The sequence below is a fragment of the Frigoribacterium sp. ACAM 257 genome, assembly GCF_007954365.1.
In the GTDB taxonomy this organism is placed as follows: Bacteria; Actinomycetota; Actinomycetes; order Actinomycetales; family Microbacteriaceae; genus Frigoribacterium.
Genome location: NZ_VOLO01000001.1, coordinates 755,794 through 772,866, shown reverse-complemented (window position 1 = coordinate 772,866; position 17,073 = coordinate 755,794). Strand labels below are relative to the sequence as shown.

The window sequence follows — 17,073 nt, the reverse complement described above, 5'->3', positions numbered from 1 at the left end:
GACCGTGGGGGCCCGCCGACGCGTCAGCCGAGGGTCAGATGCGCCTCGAGGTACGACTTCGACACGCGGCGGCACTCGTCGACGAAGCGGGCGTCGCCCTCGCCGCCCGAGAGGAAGGCCCGCGCCAGGAGCGAGACGCCGATCTCGACGACGACCTGGACGGCGAGCTCGGACTCGGCGTCACGGACGACGCCGAAGCGCTGCTCGAACATGCCGAGCACGGCCTCGGCGAAGGGGCTGAGCGAGGAGGTGGCCTGCGGCGAGCCCGCGTCGGGAGCGTCGCTGAAGCGGATCGCCCGGAAGCCGGGCTCGTTGCGGTAGAGCTCGACCTTGGAGTCGATGACGATGTCGACCGCGCCGCGCCAGTCGGCGGCACCGTCCGCGTCGAGGGCGTCGGCCACCCGGCTCGTCAGGCGCTGGACGCAGCGGAGCGCCAGGGCGTCGACGACGGCGATGCGGTCGGGGAAGTACCGGTAGACCGTGCCGATGGAGGCGCCGGCGCGCTCGGCGACCATCGCCGTCGTCAGGCGCTCGTAGCCGATCTCGTCGATGATCGCGGCGGCGGCGTCGAGGAGGCCGGTGAGCCGCGCGGAGCTGCGCGCCTGCACGGGCTCGTTCCTGAGAAGCGACGAACCCCCGGGCAGTGCGTCGTGGAGGTCGGTGACGAGCAAGGGGTTCTCCTTCGTGCGGCGCCGCCGGGGCGACGTGGTGCGTGCGGTGCGACGTGGTGCATGCGGTACGGGCCGTGACCGGCTGGGTCAGGGCCCCGAGGGGGGCGTCTGGGCGACCTCGTCGACCGATGTCGGTCGCAGCCGGGAGAATGGTGCGCATGTGCGGACGATTCGTGATGGCGCGTGCCTCGAGCGACCTGGTGCCCTTGTTCGACGTCGACGTCTCGGGCGACAGTCTCCCAGACCCTTCCTGGAACATCGCTCCGACCCGCCCGGTGACCGTGCTGATCGACGCGGCGCCGCGCGGGGACGACGCGGGCGGGCCCCCCGTGAGACGACTCGCCGCGGCTCGGTGGGGCCTCGTCCCGTCCGGCTCGGACGGCCCGGCGGGTCCGCCGGTGTTCAACGCGCGGGCCGAGACCGCGGCCGAGAAGCCGATGTTCCGCGAGGCCCTGGCCACGCGGCGGGCCCTCGTGCTGGCGACGGGCTGGTACGAGTGGCAGGTGCTGCCCGACGGCGGCAGGCGGCCCGTGGCCGTGCGGCTCCCCGACGACGAGGTCCTCCTGTTCGCGGCTCTGTACGAGTGGTGGCGAGACCCCGGCGCCGCGGTGGGGTCGCCGTCTCGGTGGCTGCTGTCCACGACGGTGCTGACGCGCGCCTCCTCGGGTCCGGTCGCGACCGTCCACGACCGGATGCCCGTGCTCGTGGGCGCCGACGTGATGGACGACTGGCTCGACCCCGAGACCGAGGGGGACGACGACCTGCTGCAGGGCGTGGCGGGGCTGTCCGACGAGATCGCGGCGCGACTCGTCGTGCACGAGGTCTCCCCCGACGTCGGATCGGTCGCGAACGACTCCCCCTCCCTGCTGTCGCCCGTCTGACGAGGTGACGGCGCTCGGTCGGGCGACCGTGGGAGGATGACCGGATGCCCGACACCCGAAAGACGGCCCCGGCCGCTGTCGAGCCCCTCCTGCACCGGGCGGCGCGCATCGAGAACTCCGTGCACCGGTTCCGTGAGAAGCGTGCTCGCAAGCGCGGCCTCCGCCCCACGATCGTGCCGTACACGGGCTACGGCTCGAGCGGATGGGTCCGCGTGCTCTCGCGGGTGCTGCTCACGCGCACCGGCACCCTCGACGGCGCCGACCGCGCGAACGTGCGCGGCTGGCGCAGCTTCACCAGCGTGCCGGTCGAGCACGCCGTCGTCGAGGTGACCATCGGCGGCCGGACGCAGACGGTGACCACCGATCGCGGCGGCGTCCTCGACGTGCGGCTGGAGTCGGACCTCGCGCCGGGCTGGCACGTCGTGACGATCACGACCGAGGGCTCGCTGCCGGTGGAGGCGCCGGTCGCGGTGATCGACCCCGCCGAGCGCTTCGGCATCGTGTCGGACATCGACGACACGGTCATGGTCACGTCGCTCCCGCGGCCCCTGCTGGCCGCCTGGAACACCTTCGTCCTCAACGAGCACGCGCGGCGACCGGTGCCCGGCATGGCCGTCCTCTACGAACGGCTCCACGCCTCCTCTGGGGGCTGCCCGGTGGTCTACCTGTCCACGGGCGCCTGGAACGTGGCTCCGACGCTCTCGCGGTTCCTGTCCCGGAACCTCTACCCTCGCGGTCCCCTGCTGCTCACGGACTGGGGGCCGACGCACGACCGCTTCTTCCGCAGCGGGCGCCTGCACAAGCAGGGCTCGCTCGATCGACTCGCCGAGGAGTTCCCGCAGGTGCGGTGGCTCCTCGTCGGCGACGACGGGCAGCACGACGAAGAGCTCTACGGCCGCTTCCTGCACGACCATCCCGAGAACGTCGCCGCCGTCGCCATCCGCGAGCTGTCGCCCAGCGAGGCCGTCCTGGCCGGCGGGCGGTCTCGGTCGGAGCACGCCCAGGGCACCGATGTCGCGTGGGTGTCGGCACCGGACGGCGCAGGGCTCTGGGACCAGCTGACGGACGCCGGGGTCGTCAGCACCCCCTGACGCCTGACCTGACAGCGGGGAGTTGCGGTCCTCCTATGACGGGAAATCCGGTTGCCAGGCCTCGATCTGGCTCTTATGCTGGAAAATCCACGTACAGGAGACCCATGATCGATCAGCCGCCCTCCGACGCGCCCGTGCGCTCCACCGACGAGTGGGAAGCACGCATCGGCAGCCAGGTCCGAGCCCTCCGGCTCGACGCCGGCCTCGACCAGATCTCGTTGGCGCGGCGTGCCGACCTCTCGACCAGCACGCTCCAGTCGCTCGAGAACGGCCGCGGGAGCACCCTCGCCAGCCTCGTGCGCGTGCTGCGGGCCCTCGGCGCCGAGGACGCCCTCGACGCCCTGGCCCCGGCGAGCGCCGTGAGCCCCATCGACGTCCTCCGGTCGGCGGACCCGGCCCCGCGTCGTCGCGTCTATCGACCACGGACACCGCGCAGGAGAGACGGATCGTGAGCTGGGTGCCCGTCCAGGCCGTCGAGGTCACGGCCTGGGGAGAGCGGGTCGGCGCGGTCGCCCTCGATCCCGCGCTCGGGGCGTACGTGTTCGAGTACTACCCCGAGTGGGCGGCGAAGGGGGTCGAGCTCGCCCCGTTGACCATGCCGGTGCGTCGGCGCCGTCACGTGTTCCCCCAGCTGCCGGAGGCGACGTTCCACCGCCTCCCCGCGTTGCTGGCCGATGCCCTGCCCGACGACTTCGGGAACGCGGTGATCGACGCGTGGCTGGCCCGACAGGGAGTCGGGCGCGGAGCCGCGACGCCGCTCGATCGACTCGCGTACATGGCGGACCGCGCGATGGGCGCCCTGGAGTTCCGGCCGTCGAGGGGGCCGCGTCACCGGACCACGAGCGCCGTCGAGCTGAGCGACCTGGTCGAGGGCGCGAGGAGCGTGCTCGACGCCGAGTTCTCGAGCGACCGGGAGACCGAGTCGGCGATCCGCTCCCTGATCCAGGTGGGGACGTCGGCGGGAGGGGCCAGGGCCAAGGCCGTGATCGCGTGGGACCGGGAGACGGGCGAGGTCCGCTCTGGCCAGCTGCCGGCCCCCGAGGGCTTCGAGCACTGGCTGCTGAAGCTCGACGGCATGGGCGCCGACTCGGAGCTCGGGCAGGGCGACTCGTCGGGCCGGGTGGAGCTGGCGTACTCGGCGATGGCCGGGGCGGCCGGCATCGACATGACCGAGTGCCGGCTGCTCGAGGAGGGCGACAGGGCGCACTTCATGACGCGGCGCTTCGACCGGCTGGAGTCGGGCAAGGCGCATGCGGTGACCCTCTGCGGCACGGCGCACCTCGACTACCGCCAGCGGCAGGTGCACGACTACGGACAGCTCTTCGACGTGACGGCCCGCGTCGTCGGGAGCGAGGCGCTGCCGCAGGCGTTCCGGCGCATGGTCTTCAACGTGCTGGCGGCGAACAACGACGACCACACGAAGAACACGTCGTTCCTGCTCCGGTCGGCGTCGGCGTCGGCGTCGTGGGAGCTGGCCCCGGCGTACGACCTGACGTTCGCGCACAACCCGGCTGGCCGGTTCACGTACCAGCACCTGATGGGGGTCGACGGCGTGTGGCGCGACCCTGTCGAGGCGGACGTGATGCGCCTCGCCGACCGGCACCTCGTGCCCGGCGCCTCGGACATCGTCGCGGAGGTGCACGACGCCGTCGCGGGCTGGCGCGGCTTCGCGGACGAGGCCGGCGTGCCCGACCGGGTCGTGCGGCACGTCGCGGAGAACCTGCTGCCCTGGTGATGCCGGGGCCCTGGCCGATGTCGGGGGCCCGACCTACACTCGTGTTCGAACACACATTCGAACGAGGAGGCGGCATGAAGGTCGACGAAGCGGTGCCGGTCGAGACGACCGAGGGCGGGGCCCCGTTGCGGTTCGTCTGGCGCGGGGTCGTCTACGGCGTGGTGAGCCCGCCAGAGAGGTGGGTCACCCGCCGCGAGTGGTGGCGGTCGGCGGCCAGGGCGCCCCGGGGCGCCGGCGAGGCACTGCTCGAGCTGCCGGTCTGGCGGGTCGACGCCCTGCCGCTGACCGACGGGGCGCATCGGGTCGACGGCACCTTCGACCTCGCCCGTGACGGCGCCGACGGCTCGTGGCTGCTGCTCGGCGTGTTCGACGACAGGGTCGAGCAGCAGCTGTTCGCGTGACGCCGTGAGACGCTCGACGCCCCCGGGAATGCCCGGGGTGCAAGACTCGTTCTCACGAGTGCTTCGGGGACGGTGTGATTCCGTACCGGCGGTGACAGCCCGCGACCCTCTCGACACCGAGAGGCTGATCCAGTGACAGTCCTGAGAAGGACCATTCTGGAGCCGACAGTAAAGTCTGGATGAGAGAAGCGAGCGTCGATCGCGCCTGCGGTCGCGCCTCCTCCCCGATCCGACGACGCCCGGCGTCGTCACCGACGAGGAGGACACGATGACCCTGATCCGCTGGCTGTTCGACGCGCAGCTCGTGCTGGGCGACCAGACGATCCTGTGGCGCGAGGTGATCGGCAACGTCTTCGGCCTGCTGAGCGCCCTGGGCGGCATGCGCCGCAAGGTGTGGGCCTGGCCGGTCGGCATCGTGGGCAACGCCTTGCTCTTCACCGTGTTCCTCGGCGCCGTGTTCGACACCCCGAACCCCGTGAACCTCCTCGGCCAGGCCGGGCGCCAGGTGATGTTCATCGCTGTCTCGATCTGGGGCTGGTACCGCTGGAGCCGCTCCCGCGACGGAGGTGCGAGCTCCCCGGTCGAGCCTCGCTGGGCCGGCGCGAAGAACCGGGTCGTGCTCGTCGTGGCCCTGTTCGGCGGCACCGCCGTCCTCACCCCGGTCTTCAGCGCCCTGGGCTCGTACGAGCCGGTCTGGGCCGACGCCTGGATCTTCACGGGCTCGCTGCTCGCTACCTGGGGCATGGCCAAGGGCTGGGTCGAGTTCTGGTTGATCTGGGTCGCCGTCGACCTCGTCGGCACGCCCCTGCTCTTCAGTGCCGGCTACTACGCCTCGGGTCTCATGTACGTCTTCTACGGGGCGTTCACCCTCGTGGGCTTCTTCGTGTGGGCTCGCGCCCGTCGACAGAAGCCGCTGGTCGAGACCCTCTGGCCCGACCCGACGCTGCAGCGCTGAGCTGAGCTGAGCCGGCTGCGCGGGGAACCGGCCCGCTCGGCCGAGCCGGGCTGGATCCGAGCAGCCGCTGGCAGGATGTGCCCATGCCCCTGGCCATCGAGAACTACGCGCTCATCGGCGATCTGCACACCGGCTGCCTGGTGGGCACCGACGGCAGCATCGACTGGCTCTGCCTGCCCCGCTTCGACTCCGCGTCGACCTTCGGCGCCCTGCTCGGCGACCACGACTCCGGCCGGTGGCTGGTCGCTCCCCGAGACGCCGCCGCCACGTCGACCCGACGCTACGTCGACGGGACGTTCGTGCTCGTCACGACCTGGACGACCCCGACCGGGGTGGTCGAGGTCACCGACCTGATGCCGTACGGCGATCGGCGGGCCGACGTGGTCCGGCGCGTGACCGGCCTGTCCGGGACGGTGACGATGCACGTCGACCTCGCCATCCGCTTCGGCTACGGCACGGCCGTCCCCTGGGTGCGCCAGGTGCCCGAGGCCGACGGGACGGCCCTCGTCGCCACGGCAGGGCCGGACGCGGTCGTCGTCCGGGGCCCGCGCCTCACCGCCACCGACCACACCCACGAGGCGGAGTTCGAGGTCTCAGCCGGCCAGACCGTCGACCAGAGCCTCACCTGGTATCCCTCGCACCGGGAGCCGCCAGCCGCGATCGACGTGTCGGCCCGCCTCGACGAGACGGTCGCGTGGTGGCAGGAGTGGGCGGCCCGGTGCACGGTGCCCGGGGCCTACGCGCGCGAGGTCCATCGGTCCCTGCTCATCCTGCGTGCACTCACGAACGAGGACACCGGCGGCATCGTGGCGGCCGCGACGACGAGCCTGCCCGAGCAGTTCGGCGGCTCCCGCAACTGGGACTACCGCTACGTGTGGCTTCGCGACGCCTCCATGACGCTGCAGGCGCTGATCCTGCACGGCTACGCCGAGGAGGCCGACCGCTGGCGCGGCTGGCTGCTGCGGGCCATCGCCGGCGACCCTGCCGACGTGCAGATCATGTACGGCCTGGCGGGCGAGCGCTACCTGCACGAGAGCGAGCTCGGCCAGCTGCCGGGCTACGGAGGCGCCTCCCCCGTCCGCATCGGCAACGCGGCCTACAAGCAGTACCAGGGCGACATCTTCGGCGAGGTGATGGTCGCGCTGCACGAGGCCCGCATGCTGGGCGTCGAGGAGACCGAGTACTCCTGGCCGCTCCAGCGGGCCCTGATGCAGTACGTCGAGGACAACTGGACGCGGCCGGACAACGGCATCTGGGAGATCCGCGGCGGGCTCCAGCACTTCACCCACTCCAGGGCCATGATCTGGGCGGCGCTCGACAGGTCGATCCAGGGCGTCGAGCAGTTCGACCTCGACGGCCCCGTCGACCGGTGGCGAGCGCTCCGGGACGAGGTTCGGACGGAGATCGAGGCCAAGGGCTGGGACGCCGACCGCGGCACCTTCACCCAGTACTACGGCACGACTGAGGTGGACGCGTCGCTGCTGCAGCTGGCCCAGGTCGGTTTCGTCGCCGCCGACGACCCCCGCATGCTCGGCACCGTCGCGGCCATCGAGGAGGACCTGCTGCACGAGGGCCTGCTGCGCCGCTACCGGACGGAGAGCGGCGTCGACGGGCTGAGCGGCGCGGAGAACCCGTTCCTCACCTGCTCGTTCTGGCTCGCCGAGCAGTACGCGGCGTCCGGTCGGGTCGACGACGCCGTGGCCCTGATGGACCGCCTGGTCGGCTACTGCAACGACGTGGGGATGCTCTCGGAGGAGATCGAGGTCGCGACGGGGCGCCACGTCGGGAACACCCCCCAGGCCCTCTCTCACCTCGCTCTCGTCCGTGCCGCCGACGCCATCGCGAAGGCCCGTCAGGCCCCGGCCCCCGCCCCGGCCTGAGGGGCGAGGCAGACGGCGACGGCCGCCCTGCTCGATGAGCGGGGCGGCCGTCGTCTGCGGGAGCGTCGAGGCTCAGGCGGGCCAGTCCGACGGGCCGGTCGAGCCGGCCGCGTAGGTGTCGAGCGGCACGTCGCCGGCCTTCCAGGAGTCGATCACCGGGGCGACGATCGCCCAGCAGCGCTCCGCGACGTCCCCGCGGATCGACAGTGTCGGGTCGTCGTGGAAGATGCCGCTGAGGACCTCGCCGTAGGGGGTCAGCTCAGGCTTGCCGAGCGTCACCTGGAACGTGGACTTCTCCAGGTCGAAGGGGTTGCCGACGCCGTTCGTGGTGACGCCGAGCTCCATCGTCTCGGGGCTGATCTCGATGCGCAGGGTGTCGGGGGTCGACGAACCGCGCAGGCCCTCGGGGAGCGCGGGCACCGGCTTGAAGGTGATCAGCACCTCCTTGCGGATCTTCGTCATGCCCTTGCCCGAGCGCAGGACGAACGGGACGCCCGCCCAGCGACGGGTCTTGACCTCGAACTCGACCTCGGCGAGCGTCTCGGTCTGGCGCTCGACGTCGACGCCGTCCTCGTCGGCGTAGGCGGGCACCTCCTTGCCGTCGATCGTGCCGGCCGCGTACTGCGCGCGACGGCTGGAGGCGACGGGGTCGCCGCCCTTGACCCAGGTGGCGCGCAGGACGCGGGCGATCTCGCTGCGGAGCTCGACCGAGTCGATGCTCGACGGGGCGTCCATCGCGATGACGGCGAGCACCTGCAGCAGGTGGCTCTGGATCATGTCGATCAGTGCACCGGCCTTGTCGTAGTACTGCGCCCGGCCCTCGAGGCCGAGGACCTCGTCGTAGAAGATCTCCACCTTCTCGATGTTGTCGCTGTTCCAGACCGGCTCGAAGAGGCGGTTGGCGAAGCGCAGGCCGATCATGTTGAGCACGGTCGCACGGCCGAGGAAGTGGTCGGTGCGGTGGATGCGCTCCTCCGGCACGATCTTCAGCAGCTCGGCGTTGAGCTCGCGCGCGCTCGCCTCGTCGGAGCCGAAGGGCTTCTCGAGGGCGAGGCGGAGGCCGTCGGGCAGGTCGATCTCGGCGAGCGCCTGGATCACCTTGGTGCTGATCGCCGGGGGCAGCGCGAAGTACATGACCGGCGTGCCCTCGGACGCCTCGAAGAGCGCCTTCAGGTGCTCGACCGTGGTCGGGTCGCCCTGGATGTACCGGCTCGACGCCAGCGTCTTCTTGGCCAGGTCGCTGCCGGCGTCGCCGTTGAACGCCGTCTTCACGACGTCGTCCCACTCGTCGACGCTGCGCTCGCTGCGGCCGGTGCCGATCAGCTGCACGTCGACGCCGCGGTCGCTCTTGAGGAGGCTCGCGAGGCCGGGGAGGAGGAGGCGCTCGGTCAGGTCTCCCGAGGCTCCGAGGATGATGAGGGTGGTGGTGTCTGTCACAGGTACGGCTTCCGTGAGGGCGGCGACGGATCGCCGCTCGGTGTGTGAGGGGTACGGGCTGCCGGGCCGGGGCGGGGTCGCGACACGCCGCAGGGGCGTGCGCGAGACCGACGCAGGGCGCGACAGGGCGTTCGGCGACGATGCCTCCCCCACCGTACTGCGCCGGGGCGCCGGACGCCGTCAGCGTTCGCGGGGAGCGTCCTCCGCCTCGCCGTCGGCAGCCGGGCCCTGCGCCTCCTGGCGTCGCTCGCTGTCGCGCGGGGCGGTGTCGCGGGGCGCCGTGGGGTCGTCGACGGGGCCGGTGCTCGTGGTGCCGCCGACCGCGGCCGTGCCGTCGTCCGCGTCGACGTCGCCGTCGCCGTCGAGGTCGCCGACCGCCTCGTCGTCGGGTCGCGGTGCCGTCGAGTCGTCAGGGTCGAGCGCCGCGATGATCCGCCCGAGCGAGACGGCGACCGACACGCCGCCGCTCGTGGCGACCGTCGGCAGCTCACGGTGCGAGTCGACGGCCCTCCAGAGCTCCTCGACGTCGCGGCGAGCGGAGACGAAGGCGTCCCGGTCGTCGCCGCCGCGCCTCCTGATCACCTCGCCGACGCTGCGGACGGCGCGGGCGACGACGGGGGCGAGGTCGTCGACGATGCCGATCTGGCGACCGATGCGACGACCGAGGATCCCGGAGACCTCCGCGAGGTCCTGGAGGTGGAACCCCACGCGCTCGAAGACGACGAGGTCGGCGTACTCGGAGCCCAGGTCGCGGCGTCGCAGCAGCCACCGGGGGTTGAGGCGTCGCGACTCGTCGGCGTACGCGACGCTGTCGCGGACGTGCCGCAGCGTGCTCGGCAGGACGGCGACGCGCCTCTCCCAGTCGTCGTCCTCGATCGGCCAGTGCGCCTCGAACACGGTGGCGACGTCGTCGGCCCGGTCGGCGAGCGACGCCTGCACGAGCCGGAGCCGCTGCTCGGCGCGGCCGGTGTACAGCGGCGGCACCAGGAGGAGGTTGACGAGGACGCCCACCGCCACCCCCACGCCGATCTGGACGACGTAGCCGGTGGAGTAGTCCCCGGCGTTCGCTCCCCCGAGCAGCAGCACGAAGAGCCCGGCGGTGAGCACCCAGTCGCGGCCGGCCCCGAGCCAGCGGATGCCGGCGATGAGCGTCCCCAGGCCGACGACCAGCGCCACGGCGAGCACGCCGGGCTGCCCGTCCTGCAGGGCGAACACCGTCGTCGAGAGCAGCACGCCGATCACGAGGCCGAGGATCGTCTGCAGCCCCTGCTTGAGCGAGGTCTTGACGGTGGGCCAGAGCGCGAGCACGGCCCCCAGGGGCGCGTAGTAGGGGTACTCGGCGGCGACGCCCGGCACGTGGGGCGCGATCCAGTAGGCGAGGGCCGCGGCGAGCGCCCCCTTCGCCGCCATGAGGAGGCGCGGCTGGGCCAGCAGCGTCCGCGTCCACCGGGAGGCGGTGCGGGCGGTGTGCTGGGCGGCGGCTCCTCGGTCGGGCATCTGACGATGATGACAGCAGTGCGCGGTCGCCGCCTGGGTCGTCGTACCCCGCCTGAGCGACGTACACTCGTCGAACACACGTTCGAACCGACCTCGGCCGGGAGGTCCGACGAGAGAAGCACCGAGGCAGCACGATGCGTTTCACCCACCTCCACGTGGCGTCGTCGTTCAGCGCGCACTACGGCACGACGCCGCCGGCCCAGCTCGTCGAGCGGGCAGCCGCCCACGGCGCGGACGCGCTGGCGATCACCGACCGTGACGGCCTCTACGGGGCGATCCGGCACATCGGCGCCTGCCGGGCGGCGGGCATCGACCCGATCGTCGGCGTCGAGCTCGGCTGCGTCGACGACACGGTCGACGAGGCGGTGGGCGGCAGGGCGCAGGAGGCGGGGGGAGCGTCGGCCGGCGCCGGTCCCGGGGGCAGGGCGGGCGCCTCCTCGGTCGACCGGATCGTGGTGCTCGCGCACGGGGCGGGCGAGGGTCGTCCGGGCTCGGGCTGGGCCGCTCTCTGCCGACTGATCAGCGCGGCGCACGGCCGGGCGACGCGGCGGGTGAGCGGCAGCGCGAACAGCGTGGCGACGATCCCCCGCTCGCGGCTGAGGGCGTTCCTCCGCGGAGACGAGGGCGCCGACGCGACGGTGCTGCTCGGGCCCGACTCCGACGTGGGGCGGCTGGTGGCCGAGGGGCGGCACACGGCCGCGGCGGCATCGCTGGCAGCGTGGGCGCGCGAGCTGCCGGGGGGCGTGGTCGTCGAGGTCGTCTGCCACCTCACAGAGCCGGGCGAGAGCCGCAGCGTTCGGCACGCGGCGCGCATGCTCGAGCTGGCCGAGCACGTCGGGGTGCCCGCCGTGCTGACCAACGCGGTGCGCTACCTCGACCCCGACGGCGCGGTCACGGCCGACGTGCTCGACTCGGCGGGGCACCTGGCGCCGCTCGGGGCGTTCACGCCGCAGCCGAACGCCCAGGCGTCGCTCAAGGAGGGCGAGGAGATGCGGGCGCTGGCGACCCTCGTGGCCGACGCCTCCTCGTGCCCTCGCCGCGCGGCTGAGGAGATGCTGGCCGAGACCGAGCGGCTCGCCGACCGCTGCCGGCTCGACCCCGACGCCGACCTGCGCTGGCGTCGGCCGAAGACGCCTGAGCTGAGCGCGATCGGCGTCGACGGCGACCCCGACCAGGTGCTGTTCCGCCGGGCCGAGGCGGGCGTCACCGAGCGCTTCGGCCACGCCGACCAGGCGCTCCGCCGCACCGTCGACGAGCGGATGCGCTACGAGCTGGGCATCATCACGGGCTTCGGCTTCGCCAGCTACTTCCTCACCGTGGCCGACGTGTCGGCGCTGATGCGCGACATGCGGGTGCGGAACGCCGCGCGCGGGTCGGGCGCCGGCAGCCTGGTCACCTACCTGCTGCGCATCTCGAACGTCGACCCGATCGAGCACGACCTGCTGTTCGAGCGGTTCCTCGGCAACAAGCGCGAGACCCTGCCCGACATCGACATCGACGTCGAGTCGGCCAGGCGGCACGAGATCTACCGGGCGATCTTCGACCGGTACGGCAGCAACCGGGTCACCCTCATGTCGATGCAGTCGACCTACCGCGGCCGGGGGGCGGTGCGCGACGCCGGCCAGGCCCTCGGGCTCGACGACGACCAGATCGACCTCGTCGCGAACAACGTCTGGCGCTCGAACGCCCGCGACCTCCGCACCGCGATGGCCGAGAAGCCCGAGCTGAGGGCCATCGCCGACCTCGCCAGGCAGAACGGCCAGATCGACCTGCTCGTCGACCTGACCGAGCGGCTCGACCGGCTGCCCCGGCACATCTCGATGCACCCGTGCGGGGTGATCCTCGGCGACTCCGACCTGCTCAGCACGACCCCCGTGCAGCCGAGCGGCATTGGCCTGCCGATGAGCCAGTTCGACAAGCACGACATGAACGACGCCGGGCTGCTGAAGCTCGACGTGCTCGGCGTCCGCATGCAGAGCTCGATGGCCTACGCCCTCGACGAGATCGAGCGGGTCAACGGCGCCCGTGCCGCGCTGGCCGGCGGGCTCTCCGTCGACGTCCACTACGTCAACCGGCAGGGGCGGGTCGAGCTCGACGAGATCCCGCACGACGACGAACCCACCTTCGAGGCGATCCGCACGACCCACACCCTCGGCATGTTCCAGATCGAGAGCCCCGGGCAGCGCGAGCTGATCGGCAAGATGCAGCCCGACCGCTACAGCGACCTGATCGCCGACATCTCGCTGTTCCGCCCCGGCCCGATGAAGGGCAACATGGTCGCGCCGTTCCTCGACACGAAGCACGGATTCCAGCGCCCCGACTACCTGCACCCGAGCTTCGCCCCTTTCCTCGACGACAGCTACGGCGTCGTGATCTACCACGAGCACGTGCTGCGCATCCTCGAGGCGACGATGGAGGTCACCCTCGCCGAGGCCGACGAGATCCGTCGGCACATGGGCAAGGGAGCCGACGACGCCCTCGAGGTCGAGTTCCGGCGGCGCACGACGGCGAACGTCGACGACGACGGCAGGAGGCGGTTCACCGACGCCCAGGTCGACAAGATCTGGGCGGTGCTCAAGGGGTTCGGCTCGTTCGGCTTCTGCAAGGCGCACGGTGCCGCGTTCGCGCTGCCCACCTACCAGACCGCCTGGTTGAAGACCCACTACCCGGCCGAGTTCCTCGCGGGGGTGCTCACCCACGACCCCGGCATGTACCCCAAGCGGCTGCTGCTGACCGAGGCGAGGCGCATGGGCGTGCCCGTGCTGCCGCTCGACGTCAACGCGTCGACCGACGTCTACAGGGTCGAGCGGGTGCGCGCCCCGGCGACTCCGATCGCGCCCGGCCGCCCCGGCGACCTCGGCATCCGCCTGTCGCTCTCGGACGTGCACGGCATCAGCGACTCCGAGCTCGCCCGCATCGTCGTGGGCAGGCCCTACGAGTCGATCACCGACTTCTGGCAGCGGGCCACGCCGTCGCGGCGGTTGATCGAGCGACTGGCGCAGGTCGGCGCGCTCGACTCCCTGGCCGGCCCAGGGAGGACGAGGGGCGACGTGCTCGCCCGTGTGCGGTCGCTGACGCAGCGCACCGCACGGCCACGCGCCTCCGACGTGCAGAACCAGCTCGACTTCTCGGTGGACGACTCGGCCGAGGTGCCCACCGGCACTCCCGACGTGAGCCTGCGCGACAGGGTGGGCGACGAGCTCGACATCCTCTCGATGGAGGTCAGCGAGCACGTGATCGAGAGCTACCGCCCGATGCTCGACGACCTCGGCGTCGTCCGGGCAGCCGACCTCCGCGACCACTGGAACGGCACCACCGTCCTCGTCGCGGGCATCCGGATCGCCACCCAGACGCCTCCGATGCGCAGCGGCAAACGGGTCGTCTTCATCAGCGTCGACGACGGCACGGGATGCGCCGACGCGACCTTCTTCGAGGAGGCTCAGGCGAGGTCGGGGCCGTTGCTGTTCGGCACGAAGCTGCTGCTGATCCAAGGCCGGACCCGCCGCACCGGCGAGCGCGGCATCTCGCTCGAGGCCGAGGCCGCCTGGGACCTGAAGGCGATGTGGCGCGACTGGCAGGCTGGCCGCGCGGCGGCGGGCGCGGCGGACACGCCGACCGAGGGCCACGAGCTGCCCGACCTCTCGGACGCGTCTGCGTGAGGCTCCTTGACGCGTCTGCATGAGGCCTCCCGGACGCGTCTGCGTAGGGTGGCGGGCATGAGCGACGAGCAGCAGGCGAAGGGCACGTACGTCGAGCCCGGCCAGGAGTACACCCGCGACACCAACTACATCGAGGACCGCGTGACGCGCGACGCCGTCGACGGCTGGCCCGTCGAGGCAGGCCGCTACCGCCTGGTCGCCGCTCGTGCCTGCCCCTGGGCCAACCGCACCGTCATCTCGCGCCGGCTCCTCGGCCTCGAGGGCGCGATCTCCCTGGGCCTGCCGGGGCCGACCCACGACGCCCGCAGCTGGACCTTCGACCTCGACCCCGACGGCCGCGACCCGGTGCTCGGCATCGAGCGGCTGCAGGAGGCGTTCTTCGCCCGGACCCCCGACTACGCCCGCGGCATCACCGTGCCCGCGATCGTCGACGTGCCGACCGGCAAGGTCGTCACCAACGACTTCCCGCAGATCACCCTCGACTTCGCCACCGAGTGGACGGAGCACCACCGCGAGGGTGCCCCCGAGCTCTACCCCGAGCACCTGCGCGCCGAGATCGACGAGGTGAACGCCGTCGTGTTCCGCGACGTGAACAACGGCGTGTACCGGGCCGGGTTCGCCGGCTCGCAGAAGAGCTACGAGCGGGCCTACCGCACGCTCTTCCAGAGACTCGACTGGCTGTCAGAGCGTCTCGCCGACCAGCGGTTCCTCGTCGGCGACACGATCACCGAGGCCGACATCCGCCTCTTCACGACGCTCGCCCGCTTCGACGCCGTCTACCACGGGCACTTCAAGTGCAACCGCTCGAAGCTGGCCGAGATGCCGGTGCTCTGGGCCTACGCCCGCGACCTGTTCCAGACGCCCGGCTTCGGCGACACCGTCGACTTCGCCCAGATCAAGGCCCACTACTACGTGGTCCACAGCGACATCAACCCGACGGGCATCATCCCGGCAGGGCCCGACCCGTCGGGCTGGCTGACCGAGCACGGTCGCGAGCAGCTCGGCGGTCGCCCCTTCGGCGACGGCACTCCCCCGGCCGCGCCGCCCGAGGGCGAGCGGGTTCCGCCGCTCGTCGCGTGAGCGACCCTGCCGATCAGCTGCGCCGCACCCGTGACGAGGCCATCGGGCTGGCCGAGCGACTGCTGACCGACATGGAAGCGGTGGCCGCGGCCCGCGAGGGGGCCAACGTCGACGACGAGCACGACCCCGAGGGCTCGACCATCGCCTACGAACGGTCGCAGCTCGACGCGGTCCGCCGCTCGGCCCTCGAGCGCGCCGCCGACGCCGAGGCGGCGCTCGGCCGGCTCGCCGACGGCACCTTCGGCCGCTGCGAGCGCTGCGCCGCTCGGATCGGCGCGGCGCGTCTCGAGGCCAGGCCCACCGCCCGCCTCTGCATCGACTGCGCCCGCTGACCCGCTCCGCACCTCCCCGCGCCCGCCCCGCCCCGCCCCGCCCCGCCCCGCCCCGCCAGCGTCGACAACTCCTGCTCCCTGCTCGGCACCGCGGCCCTTCCGCCCCGGGCGGCCGCGACGTAGGCTGCCGTCACCACGGCGACGACGCCCCGCCCGACAGCGAGGCGCGACGCATCCGCTCGACGACGAGGGGCGACATGGCAGCGGCGCGACCCGATCCGCCGTCCGCACGCGCCTCGCACGGGGCCGCGCGGCGACTCCTCCTCGCGGCGTCCTGGCAGCGAGCCGCCGACCAGCGCGTCGACCCCGACGCCCTGCCCCGTCTCGAGCTGCCCGACGACGACCTGGCCGAGTGGCGCCGTGAGCACCCGCTCGCGCTGCTGCTGCCCGTCGTCCAGCGGCTGCTGCTCGACGACGTCGAGGGCAGCGGCCTGCTCGTGGCCGTCGGGGACGAACGCGGGCGCCTGCTCTGGGTCGAGGGCGACCGCGAGGCACGACGCCGGGCCGAGTCGATGCTCTTCGTCGCCGGGGCAGGGTGGGCCGAGTCGAGGGTCGGCACGTCCGCACCGGGCACCGCCCTCGAGCTCGACCGCGGCGTGCAGGTCAGGGGCCCCGAGCACTTCTCCCACCTCGTGCAGGAGTGGAGCTGCACCGCCGTCCCGGTGCACGACCCCGCCGACGGACGCGTCATCGGCGTGGTCGACATCACCGGTGACGACAGGGCCGCCGGCGAGCAGACGCTGCCGCTGCTGCGCGCGACGGTCGCCGCGATGGAGGCGGAGCTCGCGCTGTCGAGGACGCGCACCTCCCGCCCCGCCCGACGCCCGCGAGCTCACCCCTCCGCCAGGTCGACCCCGCCGCCCCCGCCGCGGCTCGACGTCCTCGGCCGGGACGAGGCCGTCCTGCACGCCGCCGGTCTGGCCACGACGCTGAGCGCACGGCACTCCGAGCTCCTCCTGCTGCTCGCCGCGCGTCCGGAGGGCTGGTCGGCCGAGGCGCTGGCGGAGGCGGTCTGGGGCGAGCGCGGAGCGGTGGGCACCCTGCGGCCCGAGCTCGTCCGGCTCCGCCACGCGCTCGAGTCGGTCGCCCCCGCGCTCGTGCCGACGTCCCGGCCGTACCGGCTGCCGACGAGACTCGCCACGGACGCCGACGAGGTCGTGGACCTGCTCGACCGGGGCGCGCACCGCGCCGCCCTCCGTGCTGCCACGGGCCTCCTCCTGCCGGGCTCGTCGGCCCCGGGCGTCGAGGGGCTCCGCGACGACCTCGTCCGACGCCTCGGCGAGTCCCTGCGCACCTCCGGCTCGGCCGACGTGCTGCTGCAGTGGGTCGCCACCGCCCAGGGCCGCGACGACGACCTGGCCCGTCGTGAGCTGCTCCGCCTGCTGCCTCCGCGGTCGCCCCGCCGGGCCGGTCTCGTCGCGCAACTCGCCGCAACCCCGGCCGACCTACCCTGA

General features: G+C 72.8%; 14 protein-coding genes and 1 riboswitch. Of the genes, 11 read left to right on the top strand and 3 right to left on the bottom strand.

Annotated features, from left to right (window positions below):
• Positions 1–23: 23 nt before the first annotated feature.
• Positions 24–671 (bottom strand): TetR/AcrR family transcriptional regulator, encoded by a 648-nt coding sequence (locus ES689_RS03575; RefSeq protein ID WP_146900263.1) that lies wholly within the window; start codon positions 669–671, stop codon positions 24–26.
• 158 nt (positions 672–829) lie between these two features.
• Between ES689_RS03575 and ES689_RS03570 the strand changes: the two genes are divergently transcribed.
• From ES689_RS03570 to ES689_RS03540, 7 genes are all read left to right on the top strand, one after another.
• Positions 830–1,552, top strand: a complete 723-nt coding sequence (locus ES689_RS03570) for an SOS response-associated peptidase (RefSeq protein ID WP_146900260.1) — start codon at positions 830–832, stop codon at positions 1,550–1,552.
• Between the two features lie 44 nt (positions 1,553–1,596).
• Positions 1,597–2,643, top strand: a complete 1,047-nt coding sequence (locus ES689_RS03565; RefSeq protein WP_146900257.1) for an App1 family protein — start codon at positions 1,597–1,599, stop codon at positions 2,641–2,643.
• A gap of 104 nt (positions 2,644–2,747) precedes the next feature.
• Entirely contained in the window at positions 2,748–3,095 is a 348-nt protein-coding gene (locus ES689_RS03560; protein ID WP_191330165.1) for a helix-turn-helix domain-containing protein, read from the top strand.
• Positions 3,092–4,378 (top strand): type II toxin-antitoxin system HipA family toxin, encoded by a 1,287-nt coding sequence (locus ES689_RS03555; protein ID WP_146900252.1) that lies wholly within the window; start codon positions 3,092–3,094, stop codon positions 4,376–4,378. Before ES689_RS03560 ends, ES689_RS03555 begins: the two co-directional genes overlap by 4 nt.
• Before the next feature lie 74 nt (positions 4,379–4,452).
• Positions 4,453–4,779 carry a DUF6504 family protein gene (locus ES689_RS03550; RefSeq protein ID WP_146900249.1) on the top strand — a complete coding sequence of 109 codons (327 nt, stop codon included), beginning with the start codon at positions 4,453–4,455 and terminating at the stop codon, positions 4,777–4,779.
• A gap of 55 nt (positions 4,780–4,834) precedes the next feature.
• A riboswitch (FMN riboswitch) is annotated at positions 4,835–4,974 on the top strand.
• A gap of 73 nt (positions 4,975–5,047) precedes the next feature.
• Positions 5,048–5,734, top strand: a complete 687-nt coding sequence (gene pnuC, locus ES689_RS03545; protein WP_146900246.1) for a nicotinamide riboside transporter PnuC — start codon at positions 5,048–5,050, stop codon at positions 5,732–5,734.
• Positions 5,735–5,817: 83 nt separating this feature from the next.
• Positions 5,818–7,614, top strand: coding sequence for a glycoside hydrolase family 15 protein (locus ES689_RS03540; RefSeq protein ID WP_146900243.1), 1,797 nt, complete (start codon positions 5,818–5,820; stop codon positions 7,612–7,614).
• Positions 7,615–7,686: 72 nt separating this feature from the next.
• Here the strand turns inward: ES689_RS03540 and ES689_RS03535 are convergent, their stop codons facing one another.
• Positions 7,687–9,051 (bottom strand): glucose-6-phosphate dehydrogenase, encoded by a 1,365-nt coding sequence (locus tag ES689_RS03535; RefSeq protein WP_146900240.1) that lies wholly within the window; start codon positions 9,049–9,051, stop codon positions 7,687–7,689.
• Between the two features lie 180 nt (positions 9,052–9,231).
• The gene (locus ES689_RS03530; protein WP_146900237.1) at positions 9,232–10,548 is read right to left on the bottom strand and encodes an aromatic acid exporter family protein; all 1,317 of its coding nucleotides are present in this window, start codon (positions 10,546–10,548) and stop codon (positions 9,232–9,234) included.
• 134 nt (positions 10,549–10,682) lie between these two features.
• Between ES689_RS03530 and ES689_RS03525 the strand changes: the two genes are divergently transcribed.
• The 4 genes from ES689_RS03525 to ES689_RS03510 all read left to right on the top strand — a co-directional run bounded on the left by ES689_RS03525 (position 10,683) and on the right by ES689_RS03510 (position 17,073).
• Entirely contained in the window at positions 10,683–14,207 is a 3,525-nt protein-coding gene (locus ES689_RS03525; RefSeq protein WP_146900234.1) for a DNA polymerase III subunit alpha, read from the top strand.
• A 57-nt stretch (positions 14,208–14,264) separates the two neighbouring features.
• Complete coding sequence (locus tag ES689_RS03520; protein ID WP_146900231.1) at positions 14,265–15,287, top strand: glutathione S-transferase family protein; 1,023 nt, start codon at positions 14,265–14,267, stop codon at positions 15,285–15,287.
• A complete protein-coding gene (locus tag ES689_RS03515; RefSeq protein WP_223269359.1) occupies positions 15,284–15,619 on the top strand; it encodes a TraR/DksA C4-type zinc finger protein in 336 nt (111 codons plus the stop codon). Before ES689_RS03520 ends, ES689_RS03515 begins: the two co-directional genes overlap by 4 nt.
• Positions 15,620–15,816: 197 nt before the next feature.
• A complete protein-coding gene (locus ES689_RS03510; protein ID WP_146900227.1) occupies positions 15,817–17,073 on the top strand; it encodes a GAF domain-containing protein in 1,257 nt (418 codons plus the stop codon).

Coding starts and splice junctions, on each gene's coding strand:
- ES689_RS03565 (WP_146900257.1), top strand. CDS start 1,597: ATGCCCGACACCCGAAAGACGGCCCCGGCCGCTGTCGAGCCCCTCCTG.
- ES689_RS03530 (WP_146900237.1), bottom strand. CDS start 10,548: ATGCCCGACCGAGGAGCCGCCGCCCAGCACACCGCCCGCACCGCCTCC.
- ES689_RS03550 (WP_146900249.1), top strand. CDS start 4,453: ATGAAGGTCGACGAAGCGGTGCCGGTCGAGACGACCGAGGGCGGGGCC.
- pnuC (WP_146900246.1), top strand. CDS start 5,048: ATGACCCTGATCCGCTGGCTGTTCGACGCGCAGCTCGTGCTGGGCGAC.
- ES689_RS03560 (WP_191330165.1), top strand. CDS start 2,748: ATGATCGATCAGCCGCCCTCCGACGCGCCCGTGCGCTCCACCGACGAG.
- ES689_RS03520 (WP_146900231.1), top strand. CDS start 14,265: ATGAGCGACGAGCAGCAGGCGAAGGGCACGTACGTCGAGCCCGGCCAG.
- ES689_RS03570 (WP_146900260.1), top strand. CDS start 830: ATGTGCGGACGATTCGTGATGGCGCGTGCCTCGAGCGACCTGGTGCCC.
- ES689_RS03525 (WP_146900234.1), top strand. CDS start 10,683: ATGCGTTTCACCCACCTCCACGTGGCGTCGTCGTTCAGCGCGCACTAC.
- ES689_RS03510 (WP_146900227.1), top strand. CDS start 15,817: ATGGCAGCGGCGCGACCCGATCCGCCGTCCGCACGCGCCTCGCACGGG.
- ES689_RS03540 (WP_146900243.1), top strand. CDS start 5,818: ATGCCCCTGGCCATCGAGAACTACGCGCTCATCGGCGATCTGCACACC.